This window comes from Novosphingobium sp. HNCC26DJ243 (assembly GCF_057180545.1).
The window spans coordinates 18,539-30,810 of the sequence record NZ_JBXUGN010000008.1 but is presented as its reverse complement, the minus strand read 5'-3'; the positions used below and the strand labels follow the sequence as shown (position 1 = coordinate 30,810).

At 63.5% G+C, this 12,272-nt stretch carries 14 protein-coding genes, 1 tRNA gene and 1 pseudogene; 11 read left to right on the top strand and 5 right to left on the bottom strand.

Features of this window, described 5'->3' with window-relative positions; genetic code table 11:
* Window positions 1-76: 76 nt before the first annotated feature.
* Window positions 77-2,098 (top strand): ATP-binding protein, encoded by a 2,022-nt coding sequence (locus AC2A04_RS17290; protein ID WP_484213607.1) that lies wholly within the window; start codon window positions 77-79, stop codon window positions 2,096-2,098.
* Between the two features lie 51 nt (window positions 2,099-2,149).
* Here the strand turns inward: AC2A04_RS17290 and AC2A04_RS17285 are convergent, their stop codons facing one another.
* On the bottom strand, window positions 2,150-3,553 hold the full coding sequence (locus AC2A04_RS17285) for an FAD-binding oxidoreductase (protein WP_484213606.1): 1,404 nt from the start codon (window positions 3,551-3,553) through the stop codon (window positions 2,150-2,152).
* Between the two features lie 168 nt (window positions 3,554-3,721).
* Between AC2A04_RS17285 and AC2A04_RS17280 the strand changes: the two genes are divergently transcribed.
* Window positions 3,722-4,111 carry a c-type cytochrome gene (locus tag AC2A04_RS17280; RefSeq protein WP_484213605.1) on the top strand — a complete coding sequence of 130 codons (390 nt, stop codon included), beginning with the start codon at window positions 3,722-3,724 and terminating at the stop codon, window positions 4,109-4,111.
* Here AC2A04_RS17280 and AC2A04_RS17275 read toward each other — a convergent pair.
* Window positions 4,108-4,302 carry an alkyl sulfatase C-terminal domain-containing protein gene (locus AC2A04_RS17275; RefSeq protein WP_484213604.1) on the bottom strand — a complete coding sequence of 65 codons (195 nt, stop codon included), beginning with the start codon at window positions 4,300-4,302 and terminating at the stop codon, window positions 4,108-4,110. The genes AC2A04_RS17280 and AC2A04_RS17275 overlap by 4 nt on opposite strands.
* Between AC2A04_RS17275 and AC2A04_RS17270 the strand changes: the two genes are divergently transcribed.
* A complete protein-coding gene (locus AC2A04_RS17270) occupies window positions 4,266-4,409 on the top strand; it encodes a hypothetical protein (RefSeq protein WP_484213665.1) in 144 nt (47 codons plus the stop codon). The genes AC2A04_RS17275 and AC2A04_RS17270 overlap by 37 nt on opposite strands.
* A gap of 494 nt (window positions 4,410-4,903) precedes the next feature.
* On the opposite strand, the gene AC2A04_RS17265 is transcribed toward AC2A04_RS17270, so the two are convergent.
* The gene (locus AC2A04_RS17265) at window positions 4,904-6,661 is read right to left on the bottom strand and encodes a fatty acyl-AMP ligase (RefSeq protein WP_484213603.1); all 1,758 of its coding nucleotides are present in this window, start codon (window positions 6,659-6,661) and stop codon (window positions 4,904-4,906) included.
* Between the two features lie 149 nt (window positions 6,662-6,810).
* On the opposite strand from AC2A04_RS17265, the gene AC2A04_RS17260 reads away from it, so the two are divergent.
* The 4 genes and pseudogenes from AC2A04_RS17260 to AC2A04_RS17245 all read left to right on the top strand — a co-directional run.
* A complete protein-coding gene (locus AC2A04_RS17260) occupies window positions 6,811-7,383 on the top strand; it encodes a regulatory protein RecX (protein WP_484213602.1) in 573 nt (190 codons plus the stop codon).
* Window positions 7,367-7,864, top strand: a complete 498-nt coding sequence (locus AC2A04_RS17255) for a DUF192 domain-containing protein (protein WP_484213601.1) — start codon at window positions 7,367-7,369, stop codon at window positions 7,862-7,864. The genes AC2A04_RS17260 and AC2A04_RS17255 overlap by 17 nt, the downstream gene beginning before the upstream one ends.
* A gap of 71 nt (window positions 7,865-7,935) precedes the next feature.
* Complete coding sequence (locus AC2A04_RS17250; protein WP_484213600.1) at window positions 7,936-8,349, top strand: NADH:ubiquinone oxidoreductase subunit NDUFA12; 414 nt, start codon at window positions 7,936-7,938, stop codon at window positions 8,347-8,349.
* Window positions 8,349-8,765, top strand: a pseudogene (locus AC2A04_RS17245) (DUF2155 domain-containing protein); the annotation flags it as partial. The gene AC2A04_RS17250 and the pseudogene AC2A04_RS17245, both read left to right, overlap by 1 nt.
* Before the next feature lie 35 nt (window positions 8,766-8,800).
* Here AC2A04_RS17245 and aat read toward each other — a convergent pair.
* Window positions 8,801-9,583, bottom strand: a complete 783-nt coding sequence (gene aat / locus AC2A04_RS17240) for a leucyl/phenylalanyl-tRNA--protein transferase (RefSeq protein ID WP_484213599.1) — start codon at window positions 9,581-9,583, stop codon at window positions 8,801-8,803.
* Between the two features lie 67 nt (window positions 9,584-9,650).
* On the opposite strand from aat, the gene AC2A04_RS17235 reads away from it, so the two are divergent.
* Window positions 9,651-9,726: transfer RNA gene (locus tag AC2A04_RS17235), tRNA-Trp, on the top strand.
* 317 nt (window positions 9,727-10,043) lie between these two features.
* Here AC2A04_RS17235 and AC2A04_RS17230 read toward each other — a convergent pair.
* A complete protein-coding gene (locus AC2A04_RS17230; RefSeq protein ID WP_484213598.1) occupies window positions 10,044-10,580 on the bottom strand; it encodes a hypothetical protein in 537 nt (178 codons plus the stop codon).
* A 331-nt stretch (window positions 10,581-10,911) separates the two neighbouring features.
* Between AC2A04_RS17230 and secE the strand changes: the two genes are divergently transcribed.
* From secE to rplK, 3 genes are all read left to right on the top strand, one after another.
* On the top strand, window positions 10,912-11,106 hold the full coding sequence (secE, locus tag AC2A04_RS17225; RefSeq protein WP_484213597.1) for a preprotein translocase subunit SecE: 195 nt from the start codon (window positions 10,912-10,914) through the stop codon (window positions 11,104-11,106).
* A 33-nt stretch (window positions 11,107-11,139) separates the two neighbouring features.
* Window positions 11,140-11,676, top strand: a complete 537-nt coding sequence (gene nusG / locus AC2A04_RS17220) for a transcription termination/antitermination protein NusG (RefSeq protein WP_484213596.1) — start codon at window positions 11,140-11,142, stop codon at window positions 11,674-11,676.
* A 163-nt stretch (window positions 11,677-11,839) separates the two neighbouring features.
* A complete protein-coding gene (rplK, locus tag AC2A04_RS17215; protein ID WP_168854080.1) occupies window positions 11,840-12,271 on the top strand; it encodes a 50S ribosomal protein L11 in 432 nt (143 codons plus the stop codon).
* Window position 12,272 lies beyond the last annotated feature (1 nt).

Sequence of the window (12,272 nt, the reverse complement as noted above, 5' to 3'; positions counted from 1 at the left end):
AAAGGGCAGCGGCGCTTAGTCTGGGCGGGTTCTTCCTCGTTCAACTGATTGCCGGAAAGCTGACGAGGAAACTATAGTGTTCAAGAAAATCCTCATCGCCAACCGTGGCGAAATTGCCTGCCGCGTTATCAAGACCGCGCGTCGGATGGGTATCCAGACCGTTGCCGTCTATTCGGACGCCGATGCCCGCGCGCCCTTCGTGCAGATGGCAGATGAAGCCGTGCACATTGGCCCGTCACCCGCCGCGCAGTCCTATCTGATCGCCGACAAGATCATCGCCGCGTGCAAGCAAACCGGCGCAGAGGCGGTGCATCCGGGCTACGGTTTCCTGTCGGAACGCACCAGCTTTGCCGAGGCGCTTGAGCGCGAGGGCATCGCCTTCGTCGGGCCTCCGGTGAATGCCATTGCCGCGATGGGCGACAAGATCGAGTCCAAGAAGCTGGCCAAGCAGGCAGGCGTCAACGTCGTCCCCGGCTTCGTCGGCGAGATCGAGGATACCGAGCATGCGGTGCGCATCTCGGACGAGATCGGTTATCCGGTGATGATGAAGGCCTCGGCTGGCGGTGGCGGCAAGGGCATGCGCCTTGCCTACAACGAGAAGGACGTGCGCGAGGGCTTTGAAGCCGTGAAGCGCGAGGGGCTGAACTCGTTCGGCGATGACCGCGTGTTCATCGAGAAGTTCATCCTCAACCCGCGCCACATCGAGATCCAGATCCTAGGCGACAAGCACGGCAACATTCTTTACCTCAACGAGCGCGAGTGCTCGATCCAGCGCCGCCACCAGAAGGTGGTGGAAGAAGCGCCTTCGCCGTTCGTGACTCCGAAGATGCGCAAGGCGATGGGCGAACAGTGCGTCGCGCTAAGCCGCGCGGTAGGGTACTACTCGGCGGGCACGGTCGAGCTGATCGTCTCGGGCGCTGATCCGACGGGCGAGAGCTTCTACTTCCTTGAAATGAACACCCGCCTGCAGGTCGAACACCCGGTCACCGAAGCGATCACCGGTATCGACCTTGTCGAGCAGATGATCCGCGTCGCCTATGGCGAGAAGCTGCAGATGACGCAGGACGACATCAAGATCGACGGCTGGGCGATCGAGAACCGCGTCTATGCCGAAGATCCCTATCGCGGCTTCCTGCCCTCGACCGGGCGCCTGATCCGCTACAACCCGCCGCTGGCCGGATGGACCGATGATGGCGAGGCCAACGGGCGGCGCGGCGTCGATGGCGTGCGCGTGGACGATGGCGTCTATGAAGGCGGCGAGGTTTCGATGTTCTATGACCCGATGATCGCCAAGCTGATCACCTGGGGGCCAACGCGCGATGCAGCGGCGGACAAGCAGATCGAAGCGCTCGATGCGTTCGAGATCGAGGGGCTTGGCCACAACATCGATTTCGTTTCGGCCATCATGCAGCACCCGCGTTTCCGCTCGGGCGAGCTGACCACCGGCTTCATCGCCGAAGAGTATCCGGATGGGTTCACCGGCGCTGCAACGTCTGACGAGCTGAAGCAGACCTTGGCGGCCTTGGCGGGCTTCCTCGCTACGGCACGGTCCGACCGGGCGCGCCGCGTAGATCAGCAGCTGGGTGACGAGCTTGATCCGCCTTACGAATGGGTGGTGAAGATCGGCGGGGACACTTACGCTGTCATGCTCGACGAGGACGAGGTGACGGTGGACGGCAAGGCCATTGACCTCGCGCTGGAATACACGCCGGGCGACCGGATCGTGCATTGCGAGATCGAAGACCAGCCACTGTCGGTAAAGCTTGAACCCACGCGCGCCGGGTTCAAGCTGACAACGCGGGGTGCGATCCATCAAGTGCAGGTCCTGCCCGCGCACATCGCGCCCTACACGCAGCACATGATCGAAAAGATCCCGCCTGATCTCTCCAGGTTCCTGATCTGCCCGATGCCGGGCCTGCTCGTCTCGCTGAACGTCGGCGAGGGCGATACGGTCGAAGCCGGGCAACCGCTTGCCGTGGTGGAAGCCATGAAGATGGAGAACATCTTGCGCGCCGAGAAGGCGGGCAAGGTCAAGTCGGTCAACGCCAAGGCGGGGGACAGCCTGGCGGTGGATGCAATCATCCTTGAGATGGAGTGAGGCAATCTCCCCTCGCGCTTCCCATGGGAGCGGGAGGGGGTGCCTGCGCCGCTAAAGCGAAAAGATCTTGCCGGGATTGAGCAGCCCGTCCGGATCGAGCGCGCGCTTGATCGTGCGCATGACATCGACCGCGCCGTCGCCCAGTTCGGCCAGGAGCCATTCCTGCTTGCCCAGCCCGATGCCGTGTTCGCCACTGCAGGTCCCGTCCGCTGCCAACGCACGCTCGACGATGCGCGCATTGATCGCCTCGACCTCGGCCTGCTCGGCAGGGGAATTCGGATCGATCGCGAACAGCACGTGGAAATTGCCGTCGCCCACATGCCCGACGATAGTCGTCGGGATTGCGGTCCGATCTAGCTCTGCGCGCGTCTGTGTAATGCATTCGGCCAGCCGGCTCATCGGCACGCAAACGTCGGTAGTCCAGCCAATGGCGCCGGGACGCACCGCCACCGAGGCGTAATAGGCCTCGTGTCGCGCGCGCCACAGCCTGGTCCGGTCCTCGGTCCGTTCGGCCCAGGCGAACTCGCCGCCCCCATTGCCCGCAGCAAGCGTCCGGATAGTCTCGACCTGTTCGGCAACGCCTGCGGGGCTGCCGTGGAATTCGAACATCAGCGTGGGCGCCTCGGGAAGGTCGAGCTTCGACCAGCGGTTGACCGCGCGCACCAGCGCCGTGTCGAGCAGTTCGATCCGCGCCATGGGCACGCCGCAGTGGAACGCCTGCACCACGGTATCGACCGCGCCTTCAAGAGTTTCGAAGGCGCAGCACGCGGCCATGATCGCCTCGGGCACCGGGTGTAGCCGCAGCGTAATCCCGGTGATGATCCCGAGCGTCCCTTCCGAGCCCACATAGAGGCGGGTCAAGTCATAGCCCGCGGCAGATTTCTTGGCGCGTCTGCCGGTGCGGATGACGTTGCCTTGCGGCGTCACCACTTCAAGCCCGAGCACGGCCTCGCGCATCGTGCCGTAGCGTACCGCGTTGGTTCCCGATGCACGCGTCGCGGCCATCCCGCCGATCGTGGCGTTCGCCCCAGGGTCGATCGGGAAGAACAGGCCGGTGTCGCGCAAGTGGGCATTCAGTGCCTCGCGCCGGATGCCGGGCTGTATCTCGCAGTCGAAATCGGCATGATTGACGGCCAGCACCGCATCCATGCGCGACATGTCGAGGCTGACGCCGCCCGCCATTGGCAAGGTATGCCCTTCGAGCGAGGTCCCCGCGCCGAACGGCACGATTGCAACGCGGTGCTCGCGGCACAGGTTCACGCAATCGACCACGTCCTGCGTCGATGTCGCAAAGACCACGGCATCTGGCAGCACGGTGGGAAAATGCGATTCGCTCGCCCCATGTTGCTCACGGATCGCCTCCGACGTCTGGCAGCCATCGCCAAAGCGTGTGCGCAGCATTTCGAGGAAGCCTTCAGGCAGCGGCGCGGTGGCGGGCAGATCGTGCATGGTCATGTCTTCGTCTAGCGCGCCCAAAGTCCAATTGCGACGGGCACTTTTTTTGCGCCATTGCGATTTCACCTATGGCGCATCGCCGTTCAGCCGGGATACAGCGCCACAGCGAAATAATGAAGCGAGCCCGGCAGGTCCGGGTGGGGCATCGTAACAAGGCAGGGTAGGTCGATGATCAAGTTCAAGGGTGCTTACGTCGTGGTGGGTCTTGCGGCCTCGGCTCTGGCAAGTGCTGCGATGGCGGGTGCGCCCGCAGGCGATCCGGTTGCAGGCAAGAAGGTATTCATGCGCTGCATCGCGTGCCATGCGGTAACGCCCACCGCAGGGCCCAAGATGGGGCCGAATCTTTCTGGCGTCGTCGGGCGCAAGGCGGCTGGCGCAGCAGGCTTCAAGTATTCGGCGGCCATGCAGAAGGCCAAGGTCAAGTGGGACGATGCAACGCTCGACAAGTGGCTGACCAAGCCTTCGGCAGTCGTCCCAGGCACGTCGATGGCCTTTGCGGGCATACCTTCTCCGGCTGACCGCGCCAACGTCATCGCCTATCTCAAGAAGCCCAACTAAGGCGTAACGATCGCGAAGGCGGGGTCCGGCTTGTCGAGCCAGCCAACCAGGCGGGCAAGGGCAGCCGGATCGCCTTCGATCTTCGCGTCGCCCGAGGCGACTTTCGCCGCGAGTGGCTGGCCCGCAAAAGGCTGAGGTTCACGGTGACGGAAGTTTGACCATCGGCAAGGGCCAGCGTGGTTTTGTCCCAAACTGCTTTGCCCTCTGCATTGCGGACCAGACGGTCCCCGATTTCTTCGTCAAAGCCGCGTGTGACCTCGCTTGCCGCTTCGGCATGCCCGAGGTGTTGCAAGGCTAAACGGCGCAGACGAGCAATGCGTGGCGGATTGGATTACGCCATGCCTTTCCCACACCTGTTCTCGGAGTACCAGAGACATTGCGCCCTTAATTGCTCAACTAGCAAAGGTGCGGGCGATGCGAGGTCAGCCGAAAAGTCTGGCTATCCAGCTGCGTCGACGCGGTTCCGGCGCCTGCCCGGTCAGCCGCATCAGATAGTTGGCCAGAAGCATGGCCTGATTTCGCGTCATCAGCAGATGATGCGTGTCAACCGCACCAGGCGCAATTGTTCCGTGCGTGGTCGATTGTACGGTCAGGTGAATGTTTCGCGCAAACGTGCGATGTCGCCAACCGATGACGACGCCAGCCAATTCATGCGATGCGTTGTCTGGCCCATTTCCGACCGTTGCCATTTTCGCCTCTCCCATAATCCCCGATCCGGATGGAATCGAAAGTTTGGAGAGGCGTCAAGCCACTTTGCTGCAGGAACGGCCGGATGGCCCGGCCGGTTACGCGTCAGGCAGCGAGTTGGTAAGGCGCAATCTCGCCGGCGAGGTAGAGCTTCTTGGCCTTGGCGCGGCTCAATTTGCCCGAGCTGGTACGCGGCAGCGTGCGCGGCGGAACAAGTTCGACCACGCAGTTCATGCCGGTGATCGAGCGGACCTTGTCGCGGATCTGATCGCGCAGCTTGATGCGCTCCACCGGGTCCGAAACGCGGCAGTGGACGAGCACGGCGGGCGCTTCCTCGCCGTTCTCGGTTTCGACCGAGAAAGCGGCGATATCGCCCTGATGGAAGCCGGGAAGCTGCTCCACCGCCCACTCGATGTCCTGCGGCCAGTGGTTCTTGCCGTTGATGATGATCATGTCCTTGGCGCGGCCGACGATGAACAGGTAACCCTTTTCATCGACGTAGCCCATGTCGCCGGTGTCGAGCCAGCCATCGACCAGGCATGCGGCGGTCGCTTCAGGATCGCGGAAGTACGAGTGCATGACCGACGAGCCGCGGCACCACACCTTGCCGATGTGGTGGTGGGGCAGTTCGTTTCCGCTCTCGCCACGGATCGCCAGCTCCATGCCCTTCACCGGCACGCCGCAATTGACCATCGCGCGATAGCGCGCGGGTCGCGAAATATCGCGCGGCGTTCCCGAGAGGCGCTCTGCCTCGACCAGTTCAACGCGGATGCCTTCTCCCGGCGGCATGATCGTCACGCCCAGCGTTGCCTCGGCAAGGCCATAGCTTGGCAGGAAGGCGTCAGCACGGAAGCCGGCCTCGGCAAATGCGTTGACGAAGTTCTGCATCACGTCGGGACGGATCATGTCCGCGCCATTGCCTGCCACGCGCCAGCGCGAAAGATCGAAACGGTCGGCAACGTGGGTCTGGCTCGAGATGCGGCGCGCGCAGATGTCGTAGCCGAAGGTCGGAGAATAGGAGAGTGTCGTGCCCGTGTTGCGGCTGACCAGATCGAGCCACGCCAGCGGACGGCGAGCGAAGTCTTCGGTCTTCAGATAATCGACCGAGACGCCGTTGGCGATCGGCGAGAGGAAGCAACCGACAAGGCCCATGTCGTGATACCACGGCAGCCACGATACCGCGCGGTCCGGGTCGGCAATGCTCATGCCGTGCGAATGGCCGGCAAGGTTTGCCATTAGCGCGCGGTGCGTCACGGCCACGCCATGCGGGAAGCGGGTCGATCCGCTCGAATACTGGAGATAGCTGATCGCGTCGGGATCGGGCGTTGGCAGCGCGGTATCGGCAGCGGCGGCTGCGTCGAATACGTCCCACGACATTCCGGGGCATCCCTGGCGCGCAGCGGCGGCGGCGGCCATTTCGGCAATTTCGCCGGGGAACAGGAGCATCTTCGGATCGGAGCTGGCAAGCTGGATCGTCAGCTGATCGATGTAGTTTTCCTTGCCGCCGAAGCTCGTCGGCAGGGGCAGGGGCACCGGCCAGGCACCGGCATACATGGCGCCGCAGAACAGCGCGGCAAATTCGGGCCCGGTTTCAGCCACGAGAGCAACGCGGTCACCCGCGCCGACGCCCAAGCCGATCAGCTTCCGCGCGGCGACCAGCGCATCCTCGCGCAGTTCCGAATAGGGATAGGGCCGCGCAAGATTGCCGCGCGGATCGTGAAAATTGAAGCCCAGCACGCCCTTGGCGGCGTAGTCCAGCGCATCGCAGAAGGTGTCGAAGTCCGCATATCGACGTGGCTGCACGTCAATATTGGGTGTGGGAACGAGAGTTGCCTGCTCAGCAACGGCGTCCGAAACGGTCATGCGATACCCCGATGTTCTCTTCTATTCGTCCAGCGAGCGCATTTCCGTGCCCGCAGGTGAACGGCGCATTACTGGTCCGTGACGGTAAAACAACCATGCCACGGGACGGACGTTCTCATTTAACGCTGACTGTGGCACGAATGTGGCGAATGCCTCGCAAACTCCCACACGATCCGGCCGAGCGCCGCGAACGGCGCCTGCCAAGGCCGCTCGATGCCGCGCGCATGGAGGAGATGGCGCTGGCCTATGTCGCCAGGTTCGCCACCAGCGCGGGGAAGCTTGCCGACTATCTCAGGCGCAAGCTGCGCGAGCGCGGCTGGGAGGGAGAGGCCGCTCCCGACATCGCGGCGCTGGTCGGGCGATTCGTGGAAATCGGCTACGTCGACGACGCGACCTTTGCTCGCGCAAAGGCGCAAGGGCTGCTTCGGCGCGGATATGGCGCTCGGCGAATCGATCAGGCGCTCGGCGCTGCCGGGATTGCCGAACCCTTGCGCGAGGAAGCGCGTGGCAACGAAGGCGAGCGTCGTCGCGCAGCTCTGGTCATGGCACGCAAGCGCCGCTTTGGCCCGTTCGGGAAGGGCGAAGCGCTAGACCGGGCATTGCGTGAAAAGCAGGTCGCGGCCATGTTGCGCGCCGGACACCCCCTTGATCACTCGCGCGAGGTGGTGAATGCCCTGTCGGAACAGGCACTGGAAGAATGGGTCGATGAAACAGACGATTAGACTGGCAACACTCGCGGCGCTTGCCCTTATCGCGGGCTGCTCGCCCGGCGCGGCGGACGCTGGCGCGCGCACGGCGACCGAAAGCGCAACGCCTGCAGTCCACCCGGTATCGGGCCTTCCAATCTCGCCGGTCAAGGTGACGAGCGGTGCGAAGACCCACGTTTTCCGTGCCGAAGTTGCCCGCACCGGTCCGGAACAGGCCAAGGGCCTGATGTTCCGCACCGAGATCGGCGATGACGAAGGCATGATCTTCATCCGCAATCCGCCCGATTACGCCGCGTTCTGGATGCGCAACACGGTGATCCCGCTCGACATCATTTTCGTCGGGCTCGATCACAAGATCATGAACATTGCGGCAAACGCCGTCCCTTATGACGAAAAGCCGCTTCCGGCCGCCGGCCTGACCAGCGCCGTGTTCGAGATCAATGGCGGCCTTGCGGCAAAGCTCGGGATCAAGGCTGGTGACCGCGTCGACTGGTAGTTGTCGATCAAAGGGAGCGGTGCATCTACCCGCTTGCCGAGACCCCCACTGAAAGGCTAAGCGCGAGCCCCATGAGCATCCTCGGCAAGATCTTCACCTGGTGGAATGGCGCAACCGTGACCACCATGCTCGACAGCGCCCTCAAGGGCGAAAAGGTCGGCACCGACGCGCAAGGCAACGCCTATTACCGCGCCAAGAAACCCTATCCCAAGGGTCACCCCTTTGCCGGGCGAGAGCGCCGCTGGGTGATCTACAACGGTTCCAATGATGCCAGCCGCGTGCCTGCGGAATGGCACGGCTGGCTGCATGGATCGTTTGATGGCGTACCCGAAAGCAACCTGCCGCCTGCGCGTATCTGGGAAGTCGATTACACGCCCAATGCCACGGGCACGTCGGCGGCCTATCGCCCGCAGGGCGCGCTCGAACGCGGCGGCAAGCGCGCCGCGGCAACCGGCGATTACGAAGCGTGGGTTCCGGAAGCCTGATGCCTCAGGCTGCACCGTCGGCACGGCGCGGGTTCGCTCTGGCGGGTCTGCTGGCGCTTGCCGCATGTGGCGAAAGGGAAGCGCCGCCGCCCCCTGAGGCGACCGAGACCGGCTCGGCCGTGGCGACAGTGTCGGGCGCGGTGGTCGAAAGCGAATTCGGCACCCCGGTCAAGGATCGCGTGGCGACGATCGGTTTTCTCAACAAGCGCAACAATATCACCGAGGATCTGGTGCTGAAGAGCGGCGAATCACGCCGTATCGGCAACGCGATCGTCAAGCTCGCAACTTGCGAGAAGACCGCCCCGTGGGAAGACCCCGCTGAAACCGGGGCTTTCGTCCAGTTGTTCGTACAGGAACGCGCCTCGACCGACGAACCGCTGGCATGGCGCAAGGTCTTTTCGGGCTGGCTCTATCGCAATGCGCCCTCGCTCAACGTCGTCGAGCACCCGGTCTATGATGTCTGGGTCAAGGATTGCGCGATGACGTTCCCCGGTGAGGACGCGCCAAAGGAAGCGGACCGCAGTGCGGCAAAGCCTGCGGGCAGCCCTGGTGGCGCTGCTGCGCCGTCGCCAACGCCTGCGCCAACCCCATCGCCCAGTTCCTCGGCCAGCGCCCGGCCTGCGGCCGATTCGGCAGGCGAATAGGCGCGCTGCGCCTGCGACAGCAGTTGCAGGTACTGGCTCTGCGGTATTTCCACTGCGCCCAGTGATGTCAGGTGGGCAGTGGTGAACTGGCAGTCGAGCAGTTCGGCACCGACGCGGCGCAGGGCAGCAACCAGCCAGGCGAGCGCAACCTTCGACGCATCGGGCTCCCGGCTGAACATCGATTCGCCACAGAACACGCGCGAAAATCCGACCCCATAAAGACCGCCCACCAGTCTGCCGTCATGCCAGCATTCGATCGAATGGGCATGGCCATGCTCGTAGAGCGCAATGTAGCTTTCACGGATGCGCGCGCTGATCCAGCTTTCCTCTGCCCCGGGGCGAGGCGCCGCGCAGGCATCGATGACCGCCTCGAACGCGGCGTTGCAGGTCACATCGAAGCGGCCACGGCGCAGCGTGCGGGCCAGCGACTTCGACATGTGGAAGCCGTCGAGCGGCAGGATCGCGCGCATCCGCGGCTCGACCCAGAACACCTCGGGATCGTCGCGGCTGTCCGCCATCGGAAAAATCCCCGCACGATAGGCCTTGAGCAGAAGCTCGGGCGGAATGGCGAGGGGATCGTTGCGCGACATAATGCAAGAATGTGTTTCGGTCGGTTGCATCCCCCGCGTCAACCCTCTAAGGGGCCAACCCGAGCACAGGAGTGTAGCTCAGTTGGTAGAGCATCGGTCTCCAAAACCGAGGGCCGTGGGTTCGAGTCCCTCCACTCCTGCCACTCGTCTCAGGACGCGGGCGTCTTCTGCGAGAACCCTTTTCCATTCAGCAATGGCGATGGCGGCCCCTTAAGAAATGGCGGCGCTGTAAAATGGCAAACCTGTAAAAAAACGGGGCGGCCCGCATGTGCGTCCGCCCCAAGGCAACGTCTCATGCGTCTGGTTCGCTTGAGAACGGGCGGCAGCTTATGACGTGTCGCAGCCCAATGCCATAGGGTACGAGCCACTGGGCGCGTTCCCGAAACGCTTCGCGCGAAAAACGAAGGGCGGACCATTTCAGGCCCGCCCTTGCGGCTTGTCGTCGCTGGAGAGGGAATGCCTAGAGGCCGCCCAGCGCCCCCGAAACTGCGCCACCGGCGCTGCCGGTCACGCCGCCGCCGATTCCGCCACCGTTACCCATGGCGCTTCCGCCCAAGCGGCCGCCCGCACTTCCCGAGACTGTCGTATCGAGCGCGCCAGACGTGGCAACATCGTCGATTGTCCGGCCCGCCTTGCGCTCTGCACGGTCCGTGGTCCGCTCAAGTCGGTCGGCGGTCCGCTCAGCGGCGCGCTCGGTCGCGGTCCGTGCCCGCTCTGCGCTGCGCGTCGCCGCGCGGGTCTCGTTGCGCGCATCGGCGCTTGTCGACACTGTCGACCCAATTCCGGTGTCCGTGGTTGTGTTCTGCGTCTGCGCCGTGGTGCGCACATCGGTGCCAAGACCGACATTGGCATTGGCCGAGCCTGCCGAGGGATGGGCCTGTCCGGAAACCGTGCCGCGCGCTCCGGCGCTGGTCGATGTCTGTGCGTTCTGGGCATGCGCAGTGCCGGCAAACGCAATCGCGGCCAGCGATGCGATCGAAAGAATCCTGATGTTCATCGTATTTTTGTCCTTTCAGCCCCGTTTTGCGCCCCCATCGTTTTTGCGGATACTCAACGATCGTCCAAAGGCGTCGTTCCTGGGGGCGCGGTCGTATCGTCCGCTTCCAGGCGCATCCCGTCGCGCGAAGGACAGGACAGGCTGCGTAGTGTGTGGGTCGCGGGGATATGGGCGGGCACTTGCCAAATTCGAGGCTCTCGCCTAAATGGCGGGAACTCCGACATCGGAAAATCGCCAGCCCCTCCCGGACTTGTCCGGGGCGGCGATGACCCCTAGGCGGAAGAAGCGAGTTTCATCCGGCATCAGCCGAAATCATCAAGGCGTTTGAGCAATGGCCAAGACCACCCCAGGCGAGTTCTTCAATCAGGTGAAGGCAGAAGCGCGCAAGGTCGTCTGGCCGACCCGTCAGGAAACCACGACCACCGCGATCTTCGTCGGCATCATGATGCTGATCCTTGCGGTGTTCTTCCTCGGCATCGATTCGCTGTTCGGCGCAATCGTCCGCTTCCTGCTCAGCCTCGCCTGATCCGATAACCCTCAGGACCAAGAGAACAAAGCCATGGCCCGCTGGTACATCATTCACGCCTACTCCGGTTTCGAGAACAAGGTTCGCGATTCGATCATCGCCGAGGCCGAACGGATCGGCCTTTCGCAACTGGTCGAAGCGGTCGAAGTGCCGACCGAGACGGTCACCGAAGTCAAGCGCGGCAAGAAGGTTCAGGTCGAACGAAAGTTCATGCCGGGTTACGTCCTCGCCAAGCTGGCCATGAACGACGATATTTATCACCTCGTCAAGAACACCCCCAAGGTTACCGGCTTCCTCGGCACCAACAGCAAGCCGCAGCCGATTTCAGACAAGGAAGCCGCCCGCTACTTCGGCGCGCGCGAGCAGGCCGCTGCCGAACCGCGCAAGAGCGTGGCGGTCGATTACGAGATCGGCGATTCGGTCAAGGTCAACGCCGGCCCGTTTGCATCGTTCAACGGCATCGTCGAGGAACTCGATTTCGACAAGAGCCGCGTCAAGGTCTCGGTCTCGATCTTCGGCCGCGCAACTCCAGTGGAACTGGGCTTCGAGGAAGTCGAACTGGTTCGCTAAGCGGGCCTGGTACTTGCAATTTCGGGCCGATGCTTTATCGGCCCGCGCTTCTCGGGCGTAAAAGCCCGTGATTCCGTGCGGGAGCACCGGAGCGATCCGGGGCGTCTGACCGCTCACTCTGAGGTTCGCGCAAGCGGGCCGACAGGAAGAAAGGAGGCCCGTCGTGGCCAAGAAGATTGAAGGCTATATCAAGCTGCAAGTTGCAGCCGGTGAAGCAAAGCCTGCTCCGCCGATCGGTCCGGCGCTGGGTCAGCGCGGCGTAAACATCATGGAATTCTGCAAGCAGTTCAACGCTGCCACGCAGGAAGTCGAGAAGGGCACCCCGCTCCCGACCGTGATCACCGTCTATGCCGACCGTTCGTTCACGTTCGTCACCAAGACCCCGCCAGCCACGTTCTTCATCAAGAAGGCCGTCGGCATCAAGTCGGGTTCGAAGACCCCGGGTAAGGCTTCGGCCGGCACGATCACCCGCGCGCAGCTCGCTGACATCGCACAGGCCAAGATGAAGGACCTGAACGCGAACGACATCGACGCCGCAACGAAGATCATCGAAGGCTCCGCTCGCGCGATGGGCCTCACCGTGGTGGAGGGCTGAT